The organism is Agrobacterium sp. fls2-241-TYG-188a, from assembly GCF_030209845.1.
Genome location: NZ_JARVRD010000008.1, coordinates 188,187 through 206,590, shown reverse-complemented (window position 1 = coordinate 206,590; position 18,404 = coordinate 188,187). Strand labels below are relative to the sequence as shown.

General features: G+C 56.8%; 20 protein-coding genes. 17 read left to right on the top strand and 3 right to left on the bottom strand.

All coding sequences use genetic code 11. The annotated features are described in order from the left end of the window. Positions 1 to 120 precede the first annotated feature (120 nt). A complete protein-coding gene (locus QRN85_RS21545) occupies positions 121 to 510 on the bottom strand; it encodes a RidA family protein (RefSeq protein WP_122069168.1) in 390 nt (129 codons plus the stop codon). 207 nt (positions 511 to 717) lie between these two features. On the opposite strand from QRN85_RS21545, the gene QRN85_RS21540 reads away from it, so the two are divergent. The 5 genes from QRN85_RS21540 (at position 718) to QRN85_RS21520 (ending at position 5,434) form a co-directional block, all read left to right on the top strand. Further along, a complete protein-coding gene (locus QRN85_RS21540; protein ID WP_122069223.1) occupies positions 718 to 1,251 on the top strand; it encodes a TetR/AcrR family transcriptional regulator in 534 nt (177 codons plus the stop codon). An 82-nt stretch (positions 1,252 to 1,333) separates the two neighbouring features. Next, the gene (locus QRN85_RS21535) at positions 1,334 to 2,752 is read left to right on the top strand and encodes an MFS transporter (protein WP_502870817.1); all 1,419 of its coding nucleotides are present in this window, start codon (positions 1,334 to 1,336) and stop codon (positions 2,750 to 2,752) included. Positions 2,753 to 2,872: 120 nt separating this feature from the next. After that, positions 2,873 to 3,628 carry an SDR family oxidoreductase gene (locus QRN85_RS21530; RefSeq protein ID WP_122069166.1) on the top strand — a complete coding sequence of 252 codons (756 nt, stop codon included), beginning with the start codon at positions 2,873 to 2,875 and terminating at the stop codon, positions 3,626 to 3,628. Between the two features lie 66 nt (positions 3,629 to 3,694). Next, entirely contained in the window at positions 3,695 to 4,678 is a 984-nt protein-coding gene (locus QRN85_RS21525; protein WP_122069222.1) for an aldo/keto reductase, read from the top strand. 66 nt (positions 4,679 to 4,744) lie between these two features. Next, positions 4,745 to 5,434, top strand: coding sequence for an aspartate/glutamate racemase family protein (locus QRN85_RS21520; RefSeq protein ID WP_284760039.1), 690 nt, complete (start codon positions 4,745 to 4,747; stop codon positions 5,432 to 5,434). A 49-nt stretch (positions 5,435 to 5,483) separates the two neighbouring features. On the opposite strand, the gene QRN85_RS21515 is transcribed toward QRN85_RS21520, so the two are convergent. Next, on the bottom strand, positions 5,484 to 6,395 hold the full coding sequence (locus tag QRN85_RS21515; protein WP_284760037.1) for an AraC family transcriptional regulator: 912 nt from the start codon (positions 6,393 to 6,395) through the stop codon (positions 5,484 to 5,486). A gap of 91 nt (positions 6,396 to 6,486) precedes the next feature. Here QRN85_RS21515 and QRN85_RS21510 point away from each other — a divergent pair, with 91 nt between their 5' ends. The 7 genes from QRN85_RS21510 to QRN85_RS21480 all read left to right on the top strand — a co-directional run bounded on the left by QRN85_RS21510 (position 6,487) and on the right by QRN85_RS21480 (position 11,393). Beyond that, a complete protein-coding gene (locus QRN85_RS21510) occupies positions 6,487 to 7,314 on the top strand; it encodes an oxidoreductase (RefSeq protein ID WP_284760036.1) in 828 nt (275 codons plus the stop codon). 57 nt (positions 7,315 to 7,371) lie between these two features. After that, on the top strand, positions 7,372 to 7,962 hold the full coding sequence (locus QRN85_RS21505; protein WP_284760034.1) for a TetR/AcrR family transcriptional regulator: 591 nt from the start codon (positions 7,372 to 7,374) through the stop codon (positions 7,960 to 7,962). Positions 7,963 to 8,029: 67 nt separating this feature from the next. Continuing rightward, positions 8,030 to 8,656, top strand: a complete 627-nt coding sequence (locus tag QRN85_RS21500; RefSeq protein ID WP_284760032.1) for a hypothetical protein — start codon at positions 8,030 to 8,032, stop codon at positions 8,654 to 8,656. Between the two features lie 110 nt (positions 8,657 to 8,766). Further along, complete coding sequence (locus tag QRN85_RS21495; RefSeq protein WP_122069220.1) at positions 8,767 to 9,621, top strand: cytochrome b/b6 domain-containing protein; 855 nt, start codon at positions 8,767 to 8,769, stop codon at positions 9,619 to 9,621. Beyond that, positions 9,618 to 10,394 (top strand): molybdopterin-binding protein, encoded by a 777-nt coding sequence (locus tag QRN85_RS21490; RefSeq protein WP_284760030.1) that lies wholly within the window; start codon positions 9,618 to 9,620, stop codon positions 10,392 to 10,394. The genes QRN85_RS21495 and QRN85_RS21490 overlap by 4 nt, the downstream gene beginning before the upstream one ends. Positions 10,395 to 10,428: 34 nt before the next feature. Then, positions 10,429 to 10,758 (top strand): hypothetical protein, encoded by a 330-nt coding sequence (locus QRN85_RS21485; RefSeq protein WP_122069154.1) that lies wholly within the window; start codon positions 10,429 to 10,431, stop codon positions 10,756 to 10,758. Between the two features lie 47 nt (positions 10,759 to 10,805). Further along, positions 10,806 to 11,393, top strand: coding sequence for a DUF308 domain-containing protein (locus QRN85_RS21480; RefSeq protein ID WP_284760029.1), 588 nt, complete (start codon positions 10,806 to 10,808; stop codon positions 11,391 to 11,393). A gap of 325 nt (positions 11,394 to 11,718) precedes the next feature. Here the strand turns inward: QRN85_RS21480 and QRN85_RS21475 are convergent, their stop codons facing one another. Then, a complete protein-coding gene (locus tag QRN85_RS21475; RefSeq protein WP_062585806.1) occupies positions 11,719 to 12,159 on the bottom strand; it encodes an RbsD/FucU family protein in 441 nt (146 codons plus the stop codon). Between the two features lie 358 nt (positions 12,160 to 12,517). Here QRN85_RS21475 and QRN85_RS21470 point away from each other — a divergent pair, with 358 nt between their 5' ends. From QRN85_RS21470 to rbsK, 5 genes are all read left to right on the top strand, one after another. Next, positions 12,518 to 13,579, top strand: a complete 1,062-nt coding sequence (locus QRN85_RS21470) for an ABC transporter ATP-binding protein (RefSeq protein WP_062585803.1) — start codon at positions 12,518 to 12,520, stop codon at positions 13,577 to 13,579. Positions 13,580 to 13,640: 61 nt separating this feature from the next. After that, positions 13,641 to 15,302, top strand: a complete 1,662-nt coding sequence (locus QRN85_RS21465; protein WP_062585802.1) for an ABC transporter substrate-binding protein — start codon at positions 13,641 to 13,643, stop codon at positions 15,300 to 15,302. A gap of 100 nt (positions 15,303 to 15,402) precedes the next feature. Then, complete coding sequence (locus tag QRN85_RS21460; protein ID WP_062585799.1) at positions 15,403 to 16,512, top strand: carbohydrate ABC transporter permease; 1,110 nt, start codon at positions 15,403 to 15,405, stop codon at positions 16,510 to 16,512. A gap of 11 nt (positions 16,513 to 16,523) precedes the next feature. Beyond that, positions 16,524 to 17,447, top strand: coding sequence for a carbohydrate ABC transporter permease (locus QRN85_RS21455; protein ID WP_062586247.1), 924 nt, complete (start codon positions 16,524 to 16,526; stop codon positions 17,445 to 17,447). 8 nt (positions 17,448 to 17,455) lie between these two features. Further along, positions 17,456 to 18,376 (top strand): ribokinase, encoded by a 921-nt coding sequence (gene rbsK, locus QRN85_RS21450; RefSeq protein ID WP_062585797.1) that lies wholly within the window; start codon positions 17,456 to 17,458, stop codon positions 18,374 to 18,376. The last annotated feature ends 28 nt before the right edge of the window (positions 18,377 to 18,404 follow it).

Here is an 18,404-nt window from a genome sequence, read left to right as displayed (position 1 = left end):
TTCCGAATCAAGGTGTTTGCGGTTCAAGTCCTTTCAAGGTGCTGGTACCCCGTTCCATGCTGGTATCGCTCTCCGATGGAGCGCGCATTGCCTGTTCGCCGATCAGTGTGAACCTAACCGCTATCGCTTCACCGCGACGCATTTCACCTCCGCGAGCAAGCCAGGATGTGCGAGTTCGGATATGCCGATGCGCGTCCATGCGTAAGTTCCTTTTGGAAAGACCTCGTTCTTTGCCGTCCGGAAAATATCCATGTGCTTCGACATCTCCACATGATAGCTAGTCATCTCCACGACGTCGTCGAAGGTGCAGTCCGCGGCCTCGAGGACGATGCGGAGGTTCTCCCACATGGCCCTGAATTGTTCTCGCGGGTCCTCAATCACTTGCAAGTCCCTCGTGCGGCCGACTTGCCCGACGACGTAGATCGTATCGCCAACCTTAACCGCCGGGGCATATCCTGCACGGGCGACGATTTCGCGCATTTCGTCGGGAATGATGACTTCTCGATCCATTGGCCTGAACTTTCCTTCTGACTATTTGCGGCTTAAGTAGCCAAGGGCGCCGCCACGAAATTATGAGCGACTACCTAATACCAAAAAATATGACTTGCAATAGAAACCGAATGGTTCCATATTGGATCCATGATTAAACGCGGTCAGACATCCCGGTCGGTTGGGCGCCCTCGTGAGTTCGAGCTTGACGACGCAGTTCGAAAGGCAATGGGCGTTTTCTGGGACCGTGGATTTCACGACGCGTCTTTGCCCGACCTGCTTGAAGGCATGGAGCTATCGAAGGGTAGTTTTTACAAGGCGTTCGTGGATAAGCGCGGCGTCTATCTCCGCGCGCTTGATGTCTACATCGAAGATGCCGTTCGTAAGCTTGGCGAAATCCTGCATGCAAACCCGTCGCCGAAAGCCGCAATTAGAGAAGCCTTTTCGCTGCAGGTTGAGGATTCTTCAGGTAAAGAGGGCCTTCGCGGTTGCTTTGTCGTATTGTCTGCCGTCGAAATGCTTCCCGCAGACGACGAGGTTTCCGCTCGAATTGCGCGACTGTTTCGGCGACTGCAGGATCTTTATGCCGCTGCCATCATAAGGGCTCAAGCCCTTGGTGAGATTGATCCTGGGCTGGACGAGCGAACTGTGGCGAGGTTCCTCGTGTGTCAAATCCAGGGAATGAGAGTTCTAGGGAAAACAGGGGCCGATCGCGGGGCCACCAGGGCGATGGTTGACTTCGCACTGAAGCCGCTCGACTGACTTTAATAAGGAACCAATCGGTTCCGAAATTGCGCATTTTGCAAACCGCTGAGCGGTTCCGCTTCTCGATATGGAGAGAAAGTTGATACAATCCCATGACGCCAAGGACAGTCTTGATCCGCGCAGGTGGACGGCGCTGGCCATCTTGTTGACCGGGGCTTTTCTGCCCCCGCTGGATTTCTTCATCGTCAACGTGGCGCTGCCCTCGATCCGGGAAGACTTTCAGGCTTCAGCCTCGACGATGCAGCTCATTATTTCAGGCTACGCCACCACCTACGCAGTCATGCTGATCACCGGTGGCAGGCTTGGCGACCTTTATGGTCGGCGAAACGTCTTTCTGGCTGGAATGGTCGCATTCGCCGCCGCCTCTGCCTTGTGCGGCTTCGCCTGGTCACCCTCGGTCTTGATCACCGGTCGTATCTTCCAGGGGTTTGCGGCAGCGATCATGGCACCTCAAGCCTTGGCGTCAATCAATGCCATTTTTCCCGATCACGAAAAGTCGAAGGCACTCAGCTTTTATGCCCTGACATTTGGGGTAGCATCAATGGCTGGCCTGTTTCTCGGTGGGGCGCTGATTGCACTGAATGTCTTTGGCCTCGGATGGAGAGCCATTTTCCTTATCAACCTCCCCGTGATCGGAATAGCCGCGCCGGCCGCGCTGGTCATGTTGCGCGAGACCCGATCGGAGCATGCAAGGAAGCTGGATATGGGTGGAGCGACGCTAATCGCAGTTGCGTTGTTTGCGTTGATCTCGCCGCTCATTGAGGGCCGTGAACAAGGGTGGCCGATCTGGTCGATCTTGATGCTATCGGCTTCCCTGCCACTTCTTCTGCTGTTTTGGCGTTACGAGCTAAGGGTAGGGGCCGCGGGAGGAGATCCGATTGTCGAACCTCGCATGCTCCAGGTCCCTGGGCTGACGCGCGGGCTGCTCTCAGCCTTGTTTTTCTACGCCTTTGCGGCTTTCTGGCTGACATTTTCGGTCTACCAACAGGGCGGCCTGGGCCGTACGCCTTTCGAGGCTGGAGTTGCAATCCTTCCCGCGGCCCTCGGGTTCGTTTTGGGACCATTCGCGAGCGGGAGCATCCTGCGCGTCTTCGGGAGATATTCTGCCGCCGCAGGCATGACGCTTGAAGCGGCTGGATTGTTCGGGACCGCTACCCTGATCTCATTCGGGGCACCAGAGTTTCTATTCGTCGCCCTGTTCCTTATTGGCGCCGGTCAGGGAATTGCGCTCCCAAATCTTGTGAAGACTGTCGTTCAGCGGGTTGACCCGGCGCGGTCGGGTTTGGCCTCCGGCCTGGTCAATTCGATGCTCCAGATAGGGGGCGCTTTGGCAACAGCGCTTATTGGCGGATTGTTTTTCTCAATCCTGGGTTCAGCATCCGACGAGAGATCCATCGGCCATGCCTACAGCATCGCAGCCGTCGCGATTGGTCTTTGTCTCCTCATTGCAGGTTGGCTTTCCGCGGGCCTGCCATCGGACAAAGAAGTCCACCGATGAGTGCGAACGTTGAGCCGTCGGCTCTTCCTTTAAAAGTTTGACCATTCCCACTCCCAGTCGGCCACCCTCGGACAATCCATTTCTCGGCCGATCGAATTGCAACATCTTGAGGTAAACCCCATGAACAACATTCCCACTCCTCCGCTTGCGGGAAGGCGAGCTCTCGTGACCGGTGCGGCACGCGGTATTGGTGCGGCCATCGCGTTAAAACTGGCCGAAGACGGTGCCGACGTCGCGATCACCTATGAGAGGTCGGCGGAAAAAGCCGAAGCTATCGCTGCGGAGATCCGAGTGATGGGCCGCAAAGCCATTGCCATTCAAGCTGATGCCGCGAGCCCAGACGCTGCTAAAGCCGCGGTTGAGCGAACTGTCGCTGACCTCGGCGGCCTCGACATCCTGGTCAACAATGCCGGCGTCCTGTTTGCCGGTGATTTCTCCACACAGCCACTAGAAGAGATCGATCTTCAGTTGAACGTTAATGTGCGCGGCGTCTTTCTGATCACTCAGGCAGCGCTGAAGCACATCCCGGACGGAGGCCGCATCATCAGTACTGGCAGCAATGCAGGCCTGGCTGTGCCTTTCGCGGGAATTGCTGTCTATGCAGCGACCAAATCCGCTCTGGAAAGTTTTACACGTGGTCTAGCGCGCGAACTGGGTCCGCGGGAAATTACCGTCAATCTGGTCCGGCCTGGCCCGATCGACACCGATATGAACCCTGCCGATGGCGCTCTGGCACCTGCGATCTTGCCGAGCCTGGCTATTGCCCGATACGGTCGGGCCCGAGAAGTCGCGGAGGCCGTTGCATTCCTTGCAGGCCCTGGCGCTGGCTACATTACCGGCTCGGGCATTCTCGTCGATGGCGGCATAAGCGCTTGAACATTAAGCAAGGCGGTATCTGCCGATCGACCAGGCAGGTTTTCGTTGCGAAAATTGGAGATGGACATGGAATATACACGCCTTGGAAATACGGGCCTTGAGCTTTCCCGGCTCTGCCTTGGGTGCATGAGCTATGGCGAGCCCGATCGTGGAGGCCACCCCTGGACGCTAACGGAAGAACAAAGCCGCCCCTTTATCCGCAAAGCGATCGAATTGGGGTTCAACTTCTTCGATACCGCCAACGTCTACTCGGATGGAACGAGCGAAGAAATCCTCGGCCGCGCTGTAAGAGAGTACTCGACGAGAGACGATGTGGTCATCGCCACAAAGGTCAATGGTCGGATGAAGCCCGGACCAAATGGGGCAGGTCTGTCGCGAAAAGCCATTCTTTCCGAGATAGATGCCAGCCTAAAACGTTTGGGGACTGACTATGTCGATCTCTATCAAATCCATCGGTTCGACCATCAGACACCTATCGAGGAGACTCTGGAAGCGCTGCATGACGTCGTCAAGGCGGGCAAAGCCCGCTACATCGGTGCGTCTTCGATGTACGCGTGGCAGTTCTCGAAAATGCTCGCTGTCTCGCAGGCGAACGGATGGTCTCGTTTCGTCTCCATGCAGAACCACCTGAACCTCTTGTATCGTGAAGAGGAGAGAGAGATGCTCCCGCTTTGCAAAGCCGAGGGTATTGGCGTTATCCCGTGGAGCCCGCTCGCACGTGGTCGCCTGACCCGCGATTGGAGCGCGCAGAGCGATCGCTCTGAAACCGACGAGATCGGAAAGGGCCTTTACACCCGAACCACCGAGGACGCCGACAGACGCGTGGCGGAGGCGGTTGCCAGGATTGCGCAGGAGAGGGAAGTGCCCAGAGCACAGATTGCGCTGGCATGGGTTCTGTCTAAATCCGAGATCACCGCACCCATCATCGGCGCAACCAAGTTGCAGCACTTGGACGACGCTGTCGCCGCGCTTTCCATCAGGCTTACCGACCCTGAAATACAAGCTCTTGAGATCAACTACATTCCACACTCTGTCGTTGGGTTTTCCTGATGACAGGATGTTGGTTCGACTAGTTTGGTGGCAAAACACTGAAGCCTATGAATATGGAGAAAGCATTTGAAAACAATTGGCATACTTGGCGGAATGTCCGCGGCCTCGACCCAGATTTATTATCGTGAACTCTGCAGGCTTACGCGGGAAAGGCTAGGCGGACTTCATTCGCCGGAGCTTCTCATACGATCCGTCGACTTCGACGAAATCGAAAAGCTACAGGCATCTTCCGATTGGGACGCGGCGGCAGATATCCTGAATGAAAGAGCCATTGCTCTGGAGCGCGGGGGTGCTGACCTCCTCATCCTGGCGACGAATACCATGCACAAGGTGGCGGACAAGATCCTGGGCGGGGTGTCGATCCCGTTCGTTCACATCGCAGATGCAACTGCGACAGCGATCCTGGACAGCGGTTTCCGTAGGCCGGGGCTAATGGCAACCGCTTTCACGATGGAACAGAATTTCTACACCGATCGCCTGACCGCCCAAGGACTGTCACCAATAATTCCTGACGCCGATGATCGAGCGGAAACCCATCGCATCATCTATGACGAGTTGTGTCGCGATGTGGTTCGTGAGGAAAGTCGACTGAAGTATGAACGGATTGCGCAGCGACTAATTGATCAAGGCAGTGATTGTCTGATCCTTGGTTGTACCGAGGTAGGCATGCTGTTGAATGAGGGTAATGTCGGCGTCCCCGTCTTCGATACGACCTTGGTTCACTGTGAAGCAGCCCTTCGAGCTGCATTGCAGTGACACGCTGCGGATCTGGCGATTAATTTGCGGGACTATGCCAGAGCATCGGTCAGCCCTGCTGGCCAAGATGCTGGTGGACCCACTTCGCCTCTTCCGACGCCGTGCGTCCAAAATGCCTTCTGAAATCGCGGCTGAATTGGGCAGGGCTGACGTAGCCGACCGACGCAGCTGCGTCTGCAATGGTCCCGCTCCGGCGGGCGATCATAAGTCGCGCCTCATGGAGCCGCATCGCCTTAACATATTGCATCGGACTTGAGCCGGTCAGGTTCTTGAAATGGACGTGATAGGACGGAACGCTCATGCCCACCTCTTTGGCCAGATACGCGACGGCAATTTCGGAAGCGTAATTCTCCCGCAGCCACGTCACGCTCTCGATCAGTCTTCCAGAGGTCCCTCTGCGTTGAAGGGCCGCGATCATCGCGTCACCCTGCGGCCCTGACATGACCCGATAATGCAGTTCACGCAGGATGGAGCGCCCGAGCACGGCGACATCGACGGGGTTGCTGAGCACAGTCAGCAGGCGAAGCAGGACGTCCTCGATATTGCAATCCATTTTGCTCGAGAGCAGCCCTCTCGGTTCGGCGCCTGAGGGACCTGCGTGTTCTTCCACTTGCAAAGCAATCTCGGCCGCCATCTGCATATCAAACTCCAGATAGACGGCAAGCAATGGCCGTTGTGGACTTGCCTTCGAAGTCATCCTGAATGGAACGGGTACTGAGACAGCGAGATAATGGTCCTCGTCGTAGAGGTAGATTTCGCCTTCCAGGATTCCATATTTGCTTCCCTGCAATACGAACACTGCCCCCGGCTTATAGAGAACCGGAACGTCATCAAGTACCGCTTCAGTGCGCAGGATGCGGACACAGCTGATCGCAGTCTGACTGTAGCCGAGGCGAGGAGCCAGTTGTCCGGCCAAGCCGACAAGCCGGTCATGGACGGCAGACTGTTCTTCAAAAATCATAGGATTAGGCAAAACCTTGAGACAATCCGCAATCGAGTTGAGATCACATTCAGATTATCTGTCATCCATGGTTAATCAAGGAGTTTCATAAATGTCGATCAAAACGTTTTTCATAACAGGGGCGAACTCGGGCTTCGGACTGGCGATTGCCACTGCCGCAATGGAAGCCGGTCACACCGTCATCGGGACCGTTCGCTCCGAAGCCTCGCGCGAAGGGCTGGCGAAGACCCTCCCGGAACTGCGCCCGGTCCTTTGCGACGTCACCGATTTCGACCGCATCCCTGACGTTGTCCAGCAAGCGGAGGACGAACACGGGCCAGTCGACGTGCTGATCAATAATGCCGGATACGGCCACGAGGGCGTGCTCGAGGAATCGCCGCTCGAAGAGATGCGACGTCAGTTCGACGTGAACGTGTTTGGCGCTGTCGCTGTGGCCAAGGCCTTTCTTCCGAGGTTCCGTGAGCGCCGCCGTGGCTTTATCGTCAACGTCACGTCGATGGGCGGTATGATCACCATGCCCGGTATCGCATATTACTGCGGCAGCAAGTTTGCGCTTCAGGGAATTTCCGAGGTCATGCGCTCGGAAATGGCGCCGTTTGGAGTTCAGGTTACAACGCTTTGCCCTGGCTCGTTCCGGACAGACTGGGCTGGGCGTTCCATGGTCCGAACAGAGAGGTCGATTGCGGACTACGATACCCTCTTCGATCCGATTCGCGAGGCGCGCCAGGCCGCGAGCGGCAAGCAGCTCGGTGATCCCCAGAAGCTGGCCGCCGCTGTGCTTACTCTCATCGGATCGGACAATCCCCCGCCGCAGCTCCTTCTTGGCAGTGATGCCCTCAGCCACGTGACGGCGCGGATCAAGCGTTTGCAGCAGGAACTCGCATCATGGAAAGCTCTTACGGTCTCCACAGACGGTTAGAAGCGAGAAGAGCTTTTTGCTATTGACACTCTGCCTACTAGAAGGTAGACAAATTCCATGAGCAATCTTTCGAACACTTCTGACGAAATCCTGGCCTCTGCGCGCAACCTCATCATGAGTGGGGGTTACAACGGGTTCAGCTATGCAGATATCTCGGAAGTGGTCGGCATACGCAAGGCCAGCATCCACCACCACTTCCCCAGCAAGGTCGATCTGGTGCGTGAGCTGGTCAAGCGTTACCGGGAAGACGGGCAGGCGAGCGTTGTCACTCTCGAACAGAATGTTCCAGACGCATTGGACGTCCTTAAAGTCTATGCGAACCACTGGGCCAAATGCATCGAGGATGCGAGCAGGCCCTATTGTGTGTGTGCTTTGCTTGCCAGTGAACTGCCATCCCTTCCGCCGGAAGTCGCAGCCGAGGTGACGAATTTCTTTCGCTTCATTTCATCGTGGCTGACGACGGTTATGGAACGTGGCTACAAAAGCGGGACGCTCAATCTCACGAGCGAACCGCATGTCGAAGCCGAAGCGTTTCTGGCGACGGTATATGGGGCGATGCTCTCGGCGAGAGCCTACGGGAAACCGGAGGTCTTTTCGACGATACTTTCACCTGCTCTCAACCGCCTTACGCCGACTGTCTCTCACTAATCCTGCGTAGCTAGCCTGCTCAGGCCAATCGCGTCCAATGAAACTACCAACTAGTAGGAAGATAAAAATGAAAAATGTATTCCCCGCTGTGGCCCTCGGGCTGACCAGCATCCTTTCGGTGACAGTCCTTTCGACACCCGCATCTGCCGAAGATAAGAAAGCCGCGCCGATCCATGTCCGCGGCAGCATCGTCGACTACCAGGGTTCAACGCTCAAAGTGAAGACGCGCGAAGGCGAGACAATCGATGTGGCGCTTGCCGACGACTGGAAGGTGGCTGGGGTCGCGGATGCCAAGATCACAGATATCAAGCCGGGCGATTTCGTGGGTATCGCATCCTTGCCAAGGGCCGACGGCGGCGATGGAGCGCTTGAGGTCCTCATTTTCCCGCCGGCAATGAAAGGCACAGGCGAGGGTAGCTACGGTTGGGATCTGAAGCCCGACAGCAGCATGACCAATGCGACGGTCGCGGATGCCGTTAAGGGCGTTGATGGCCGGACCGTCACGGTCACCTATCATGGGAAGGAAAAGAAGATCGCCATTCCGGATGGGACGCCTGTCGTGACCATCGCTGGAGCCACCAAGGATGATCTCGTTCCCGGCGCCGTTGTCTTCATCACCGCCGAAAAGGCTGCAACAGGCCCGATCGCCCACCAGGTGGTCGTCGGCAAGAACGGCGTGGTTCCCCCCATGTGAAGACCACGCCGTCACTGGCCGGAGCAGCCGCCATACTGCTTCGGCCGGTGACTTACAGATCGAGGTTGTTCGATCTGCAGCCGTAAATGCCACAGATGAAAGACGCTGAGATGAGCGCAAACGCTTCCAATGACAATGTTCAATATCCTCGGACGATCTTCATCCGTCGTCACTCCGTTGTAACTCGGCTTACGCACTGGCTGAACGTGCTTTGCCTGAGCTTCCTTCTTTTGAGCGGGCTGCAGATCTTCAATGCCCACCCGGAGCTTTATTGGGGTCATTATGGCGCGAACGGCGACCCGGCCGTCCTGACAATCGGCTCCGACGACCGTGCAGGCACGCCAAGCGGCTTCTTGCGTGTCGCAGGGCTACAGATTCCTGCAACTGGCGTTCTCGGTGTTTCCAATGTTGATGGGGAGCCGACTGCGCGCGCTTTCCCGTCTTGGGCAACAATCCCCTCGTTCCAGGATCTCGCGGCTGGACGTCGCTGGCATTTCTTCTTTGCCTGGCTGTTTGTGATCAATGGTATTCTCTATCTTGGCTTCAGCCTTCTAAGCGGACATTTCAGGCGAGACCTGGTGCCGAAGGTGCACGAACTCTCGCCTCGCCATCTCGGCCGCGAGGTTCTCGACCACGCTCGTCTCCGCTTCCCCGAAGGGGAGGAGGCCAGGCATTACAACGCGCTTCAAAAGCTCACCTATCTGGCGGTCATTGTCGTCCTCCTGCCTCTGATGGTTTTGACCGGCCTGACCATGTCGCCGGGCGTCGATGCCGCTCTGCCGTCCCTTGTCGATGTTTTCGGCGGACGCCAGTCCGCGCGCACGATCCATTTCATAACCGCATCGGCGCTTGTCATCTTCGTCATTGTGCATGTGGCAATGGTGATCCTTTCCGGGACCTGGAACAACATCCGCTCGATGATCACCGGACGCTATGCGATCCAGGAAAAAGGCCCGAAATCATGAGCAAGCTCTTTACTCGACGCCGCTTTTTGATTGGTGGCACTCTTGGCGCTAGCGCCTTGACCCTTTCCGGATGTGACCTGCTCGACCAAAACGCGAACGTCGCCAATGTTCTCCGTTCGGCCGAAGACCTAACGATGAAGGCACAGAGACTGCTTCAGGGACGTGATGCTCTGGCGCGTGAGTTTGACGAAAAGGATATTTCTCCCTCTTTCCGTGTCAATGGAACGAGCGCGCCCGACAGTGAGGAATATGCGGAACTGTTGGAAGGCAAGTTCGCAAACTGGCGACTGAAGATCGACGGTCTTGTTGATCGGCCTCAGATGTTTTCGCTTGCCGATCTGAAGGCGCTCCCGTCCCGCACCCAGATCACCCGCCATGACTGCGTGGAGGGGTGGAGCGCCATCGGCAAATGGACGGGCGTTCCGCTCGGCAGCCTGTTGCGAATGACCGGGTTGAAGCCCACGGCGCGCTATGTCGTGCTTCATTGTGCCGACGAACTCGAAAAGACTCTCGACGGGAGCGGCCGCTATTACGAGAGCATCGATCTTATCGACGCAGTACATCCTCAAACCATCCTCGCCTACCAGATGAACGGCCAAGACCTGAGCGTCGGCCACGGCGCGCCGTTGCGGCTGAGGGTCGAGCGGCAGCTGGGTTACAAGCAGGCAAAATACATCATGCGCATCGAGCTGGTCGACAGCTTTGCCGGCTTGTGGGGAGGCAACGGCGGCTATTGGGAAGACCGCGGGTACGAATGGTACGCCGGCATCTGAGGCAATCAAAAAGCAAACCACGGGATCACAGCACATGAGCAGACGCCTAGTTCAAAAAGTAATGCCCATCTCAGCTATCGCTTCTTCGCCACCTGTTGAGATCGGTCAAACCAACTCGATCCTCTCTGATCCCGACGGTCGATGGGTCGCAAAGCGCCAAGAGGAGATCACCGAGGCATTCGACAAGCGCATGCGCCAGGAAAGTCATCAAGGCATTGCTCTCGTGGATCCTTCGCACGACCGCTCACCGACCGTCGAGGTATCAGAGAAGCCAGCTGCGAAGCTCTCCGGCGAAAGCGACCGAATTGGCCGATTCAAGTGGGACGAGAATACTGCATTTGGCAAACATGTCGGTTTTTTCTGACCGAGCTCGCTTTAGTAAATCTCATCATCCAAGAAGTGGAAACAACAATGGCAAACAATCATACCTTCATTGCCGCAAGGGGCAACGAGCAATGGCTTAAGCAGTATTACTTTGCGCGCGCGGCGTTTTCTGTGTTGTGGGTCGCGGCGGCATTGACCATCGGACAGCAATCATTCGGGGTAGCTGCCGCACTGCTGATCGCCTATCCGGCTTGGGATGCGGCCGCCAACGTTCTTGACGCGGCCAGGAGTGGTGGCTTGGCAGTCAACCGCAGCCAGGCGATCAACGCCACTGCAAGCGCGATGATGACAATCGCCGTGATCATCGCTTTGATGATGAGTATGAACTGGGTTCTGGGCGCCTTTGGACTCTGGGCGATTTTTTCAGGGCTTCTTCAGCTTGGCACTGCTATAACGCGTTGGAGAACGAGCGGAGGTCAATGGGCTATGATTCAAAGTGGCGGTCAATCGGCATTAGCAGGCGCTGTCTTCATGTATCAAGCGCACATGCCGCTGGAACCTTCGATCTCCACGGTCGTCGGTTATGCGGGCTTCGGAGCATTCTATTTTCTTGTTTCGGCAGTCTGGTTGAGTGTGAGTCTGTCCCGTCGCGGTATGAGCCAGGCAGAAAATTAGACTTCTTTGTGGCTCTTGGTAAAGTATTAAACGTCAGCTTTCTTCTATCGGGCTTGTGAAGAGCGTCGTAGGATTCTAGTGCCAACACACATGCGCAAATCGAGTGATACTAGCGCTTTCGATTGATTATCAGAGGAGTAGGTCGCGGGTTCGATTCCATTCAAGGCGTCTGTATCTAAATTCCGTGTTCTAAATGCAACTTTACAACACTATGGTGGCGAAGCCCGGTGATGTTATGCAGCTCAACCCACGCGAATGCGGTGCACAGTCTCGGCTGAAGTCAAAATAAGACTGCTGAGCTGCATCTCGTACCGTAGGCTAGCAATCAAACGACTCCTTTACTGAAAATGAAGCAGCCATAGGGTCCGGGATCGGAAGTGCGTACGATGGCAAACGAGGCTTTTGCGGCTTCGTAGAACGCGAAGCGTTCCAGTGGTTCTACCAAAACGGGGTGGCCCTCGGAACGGTCGATAACCGCCTGCATGGCTGCGAATATTGGAACCTGGCCGTCAGGGTCGCCGACAACCTGCATTCGTTTGACTGGTGCATCGACGAATGTGTCCAGCGGGAAAAGCTTTAAAATGGCTTCTGCGGCGCGCTCCAGGCCGCAGCCGGAAACATCGATCAGGCGGCCATAGGTCGTTTGACGCGCGATGGTTTGTGCAGGATGATTGATATCGCATAAAACCAACTGATCGCCGTGTCCCATCAACATCAGGGCATGAATCAGTTCTGCGTTGATAATGGGGTCGATACCTTTGAGCACTGCTTTCTCCTCCCAGGAAGTGCAGACCTATTCTTCACGAGTTATATCATATTTGTAATGTCTGCAATTGCTTCGGGTCAAGAGATGTAAGCAAGAGTCGCAATTTCGCGCTGCGTGACAATATTTCCCGTTTATTTTCCGATAAAACCTCTGGTCTCAAGCTAGTTTGAAGAATTCTCAAAAAATTAGCGAAACTCTAATTTACAAAAATATAAATATGTGTGAAGTTCGTTTAACGGATGTGTCCTCCCAAGGATAACGTGATGATGACGAGTGCAGCTGGCGGGCTGTACTCGCCCATTTACAGAGAGGCGCAGTGTCGCGAGGAGTGCGCGATGCCGCGGGAGGAGAACAGCTTTTGGCATCGATGAATATCGTCAATGTCGGAAAAGCCTATGGAAGCCTGACGGTGATCCATGGCGTTTCCGTTGAAATACCCGACGGCGAATTCGTCGTTCTGGTGGGGCCGTCCGGCTGCGGAAAATCGACCTTGCTGCGCATGGTCGCTGGGCTCGAACCAATTACATTTGGAGATATCCAGATCGACGGAAAGGTCGTCAACGACCTGCCGCCGAAGGATCGCGATATCGCCATGGTGTTCCAGAGCTACGCGCTCTATCCACACAAGACCGTGGCCGAGAATATGGGCTTTGCGCTGAAAATGCGTGGAGAAACAAAGGCGGATATCGACGCCCGCGTCCATAAAGCGGCTGAGATCCTCGATCTTACGCCTTATCTGGCCCGCTACCCGCGCCAGCTTTCCGGTGGCCAACGCCAGCGTGTGGCGATGGGGCGTGCCATCGTTCGCGATCCTAAAGTCTTCCTCTTCGATGAGCCACTGTCCAACCTTGATGCCAAGCTGCGTGTGCAGATGCGGGCGGAAATCAAGGAATTGCAGCGACGCCTAGCGACAACGATGATCTATGTGACGCATGATCAGGTCGAGGCCATGACGATGGCCGACCGGATCGTCGTGCTGCGCGATGGGCGCGTGGAGCAGATCGGCTCGCCGCTGACGCTGTATGATAAACCCGCCAACACCTTCGTTGCCGGTTTCATCGGTTCTCCATCCATGAACCTCATCAAAGGCCATATTCGCAGTTCCGCGGAGCCCTGTTTCGAGACGGATGATGGCATTCGCCTGCCGCTGTCACGCGCGCCTGCCGGGTCTGATGGCAAGTCTGCCTTTTACGGTATTCGGCCGGAGCATTTCACGCTCGGCGGTGCTGTCAGCGCGCAGGTGACGGTGGTGGAATCGACCGGCTCTGAAACGCAGGTCTTTGTTAAGCTCGGCCAGCAGAAAATCATTGGCGTGTTTCGTGACCGCGTGGAAGAGCCTGCGGGCGGCACGATTGCGATGACGCCGAATGTTGCGCTGGTCCATCTTTTCGATGGGGAAAGCGGGCTGAGGCTGGAATGAAATCTTTTCGTCGCGGCGAGGAGAAACGCGACGATATCTAAATCAACGGGAGGAGAACCGCATGAAAGTCAGTGATTTCGAGAGAATGATGGCGATCGGCTTGAGCCGCCGTGCCATCTTGAAGACGGGCGCAAGCCTGGGGGCCGTGGCCGCCGCAGGCAGCATGCTGGGTCCGTTTGGAGCAGCGTACGCGCAGGATGCATCCTTGCGCACGCAGATCTTGCAGGTGCCGGGCGTTGGCAAGGGCTCTCCAACCGATGCCGATTGGCAAAAGGTTGGCGAAATGTGCCTGGAGGCGACGAAGAAGAACGTCAAGCAGGGCGAGTTTGCCGGCGTCGAGCTGTCCTTCATGGGCCTCAACAACCAGAACCTTCACAACGTTCTTTTCCGCGGTTTTCTGAAGCCATGGGAAGAATATACCGGCGCCAAGATTACCTGGATCGATCTGGCGCAGGCAGATTACAATCCACGTCTGCAACAGGCCATTGCCACGGGCACGGTCGATTTCGATATTCTGGAAATGGGCGCGCCGTTCGAGGGGGATGTCTGCGGCAAGGGACTAGCTTCTGAAATGCCGGATTGGGTCAAGGCCCAGATCGACATGGACGACTATGTCGATTACCTGAAAGCACCCGTCGGGACTTGGGATGGCAAGACCTACCGCGTGTCCGTCGATGGCGACTGCCACAACTTCAATTATCGTACCGACTACTTCACCGATGCCGACCTTGCTAAAGCCTGGAAGGACGAGGGCCATGAGGGCGAGTGGGGCGTGCCGAAGACCTGGCAGAAGGTTCAGGAAGTCACCAAATTCCTCAAGGGCAAGACGGTCGCCGGTGGGGATGCCATCGGTTATCTCGATGCGCCAAAGGCATGGGGTGGTTTCGGCTTCTACTTCCTTGGCAGCCGTGCAACGGCCTATGCCAAGCACCCGGATGACAAGGCATGGCTGTTCGACGCTGACACAATGAAGCCGCGCATCAACAACCCTGCCTGGGTCCGCGCCATTCAGGACGTTATCGATGCCCTGCCATCGGAAGCGGGTGACCAGTTGAACGCTGACCCCGGCACCACCGCATTCCAGCAGTTTCTGGCTGGAACCGGTTCCATGGTGTCGTGGTGGGGTGATGTGGGGGCTGCCGCACGCACCAGCGATAGTTCTGTTGTGGGCGATACCATCGGCTTCGACATCCTGCCGGGTTCTGACGATGTCTATAATTCGAAGACCGGCAAATGGGAAAAGCTTGCCAGCGGCCCGAACCATGCGCCGAACATGGCCTATCTCGGCTGGGGCGTCTACGTCATGTCGCGGGTCGATAGTGATGAGAAAAAGAAGAAGGCAGCCTGGAGTGCGGCGGCCCATCTGGGCGGCAAGGATATCTCGCTGTGGACAGCAGCTTATCCATCCGGCTTCCAGTGCTATCGCAAGAGCCAGTTCGACATCAAGGAATGGGTGACGGCGGGCTATGACGAGGCCTTCATCTCGAACTATCTTGCCTCGCAATCCAACTCCTACAACCACCCCAATGCTGCGATTGAGCCGCGTATTCCCGGCATCTTCCAATATTACAGCATTGCGGAGGATGAGCTTGCGAAGGTGTTTGCCGGCCAGGCCAGCGCGCAGGCGGGTGCGGATGCCATTGCTGCCGCTTGGGAAAAACTGACCGATCAACTCGGCCGCGAAAAGCAGATTGCACTCTACAAGGCATCGCTCGGCGCATGAGGCGCCGCTAGAGGCTTCGAGTTTGCTCTATCTCAGGCGGCGGGTTTTTGCCGCCTGAGTTCATAGTTTCTGTTCTACCTGATGGCCCCGAGGTCTACCCATGTCGCATACAAGCACGCATACCATCAGCCCAGTGGAGCGAACCGTCGTTCCACCAAGCTCTGCGCAGCGCGGCAAGCTTTTGCTTGTGGCCGCTACGGTGCTGCTTTTCGGCGTGCTTCTGCTTCAGATAACCGAAGCCGCGGGCCTGACAACTTTGGGGCTTGTCAGTTGGCAGCCGCTGCTGTTTGCCTACATCATATGGGCGGTGGCGCTTTGCGCAGCGCAAGTTATGATCCGCGGCGAGGCGGGCCAGCGTGCCGCTTTCGTGCTTCCCGCCGTGCTCTTCACCGTCGCCATGGTGGTGTTTCCCACCGTTTTCGGCCTTTACATTGCATTCACCGACTGGAACCTGAGTGCGGTGGCAGGCCGCCGTTTCAACGGGCTGGATAACCTGCGCACGCTGTTTGCGGATCGCTATTTCTGGAACGCGCTGCTGAACATGGTCTATTATGTTCTTTCGGTGCTGGTGCAATATGCCATTGCCTTTGGGCTGGCACTGCTGCTCAACGCGGAGATCAAGGCGCGCAAATTCTTCCGTGTCGCCTTTCTGCTGCCGCTGATGCTCAGCCCCGTTGCAGTCAGCTGGATGATTGGCAAATCGCTGATGGAATATCGCTTCGGACCGGCGGCGACGCTTGCGCGACACCTCGGCTGGGACAATCCCGCATTCTTCTCGACACCATGGCTGGCACGGACCTCGATCATGGCCATGGATGCCTGGGTCTCGATTCCCTTCATGATGATCCTGCTGCTGGCGGGTCTTCAGGCTTTGCCTTCCGAAATCAAGGAGGCGGCGAAGGTGGATGGTGCGTCCGGCTGGCAGAGCTTCAAGGAAATCACCTTTCCACTGATGTTGCCGGTCAGTATCACCGTCATCATTCTGCGCATCATCTTCCAGCTGAAGCTCGCCGATATCGTCATCAATGTGACAGCAGGCGGGCCGGGCGGGGCGACCGATACCGTGTCCAGCTTCATCTTCCGCGAATACCGCGACCGTTCCAATGTCGGCTACGGCACCATGCTCGCGGAATTCTATCTCGTCATCATCATCATTTTCGTCGCGCTCATCCTCAAAGGGGCGAGCCGATGGATGCAACGCGACAATTGAGGCTGAAGCCGATGGCAACACATGTTGAAACATCCACCCCACGACCAAGCCTCTGGTCCCGCCGCCCGCAGTTTCTGACCAGCAGTCTGCTGATCTATGCTGCCTTGGTGTTCTGGGCTTTCGTGTCGCTGTTTCCAATCTACTGGACCATCACCACATCCTTCAAGACGGCAGTGAATGTCACGCAGGGGCATCTCATTCCCTTCGTTGACTTTAAGCCGGATTGGAAAGGCTGGCGCTCGCTGGGTCTCTCGCCCGATACGATCTTTGCGCAATCGACGGTTCGCGATGAATTCATTCGCCGCTTTTTCAACAGCATCGTTGCCTCGGCTGGCGCATCGTTTCTGGCCGTGCTGATCGGCTCACTGGCGGCCTATGGACTCAGCCGGTTTTCCTACAAATTTCTCTGGATGAAGAACAAGGACATTTCCTTCTTCTTCCTGTCGCAGCTCATTCTTCCGCCCGTTGTGTTGGCGATGCCGTTTCTGGTTCTCTACAAGCATCTCATGCTGCTGGATACGCTGATCGGCCTCATCCTCGTCTACACGCTGATGGTGCTGCCCATCGTCATCTGGATCATGCGCGACCAGTTCGACACCATTCCTGTCGAGCTTGAGCAGGCAGCACTGGTGGATGGTTGCTCGATCTGGGGGGCGTTCATGCGCATCGTGCTGCCCATTGCCTTGCCCGGAATGGTCGCGGCTTTCATTCTTTCCGTCATTCTCTGCTGGAACGAATATTTCTTCGCAGCCTTGCTAACCAGCTCGAATGCCAAGACATTGCCGGTCATGGTAGCAAGCCAGACGGGGTCTCAGGGCATCAATTGGTGGTCTATGGCGGCCATCGCGACGGCTGCCATCATGCCGCTCGTTCTCGTTGGTGTCTTCATGGAACGTTACATCGTAAAGGGCCTCACCGCAGGCGCTGTCAAATGAGGTCTTGAATGAAATCTGGCGTTTCCATCCTCGGCATTTTCGTTGCCGACACCGCCTATCTTGCGCCGCGTATGCCTGTTCTGGGTGAAACCATCACCGGTAGCGGCTTTGCGGTCGGCCCCGGCGGCAAGGGCTCCAATCAGGCGGTTGCGGCGGCAAGGGCCGGGGGGGAGGTGTCGTTCATTTCCAAGATTGGTCGCGACACATTCGGGGATCTAGCGCTGAAGACCTATGAGGCGGCAGGCGTTACGGCAAAGCTGACAATCATGGACGACCAGCCCACCGGTGCTGCCTTCATTTACGTCAATGACAAGACCGGCGACAACGCCATCATCGTCTATGCGGGAGCGGCGGGCACTATTGGCATCAGCGATGTGGAAGCGGCGCGCGATACGATCGCGCAGTCGTCCGTTTTCGTCACGCAGCTGGAGCAGCCTGTCGAGGCCGCCCGCTATGCGCTGGACATTGCGCGCGCTGCCAATGTGACAACAATCTTCAATCCCGCTCCGGCGGAGACGTTTCCGGCGGAGATGTACGGCCTTTGCGATTTCGTCATACCCAACGAAACGGAAGCCGCCGCACTTGTTGGTTTCCCCATCGATACCATCGATGACGCAAAACGAGCCGGTGACGTGTTCCTGTCACGCGGCGTCGGCGTGGCCATCATCACGCTCGGCGCGCGCGGCGTGTTGTTTCATGCGCCGGATAGGTCAGTCCATGTGCCCGCCTTCTCCTGTGGTCCCGCCATCGATACGACCGGTGCCGGAGATGCCTTCGTCGGAGGTTTCGCTGCCGAAATCTCGCGCGGCGTAGAACCGCTTGAGGCTGCCCGGTTCGGATGCGCCACCGCGGGCATTGCTGTCACAAGGCGGGGAACAGCCCCGGCAATGCCGACGTGTGCCGAAATCGAAGCCGTTCTGGCGCGCTGAAGCGGCCAGCTCGGGCTGAACGACGAAT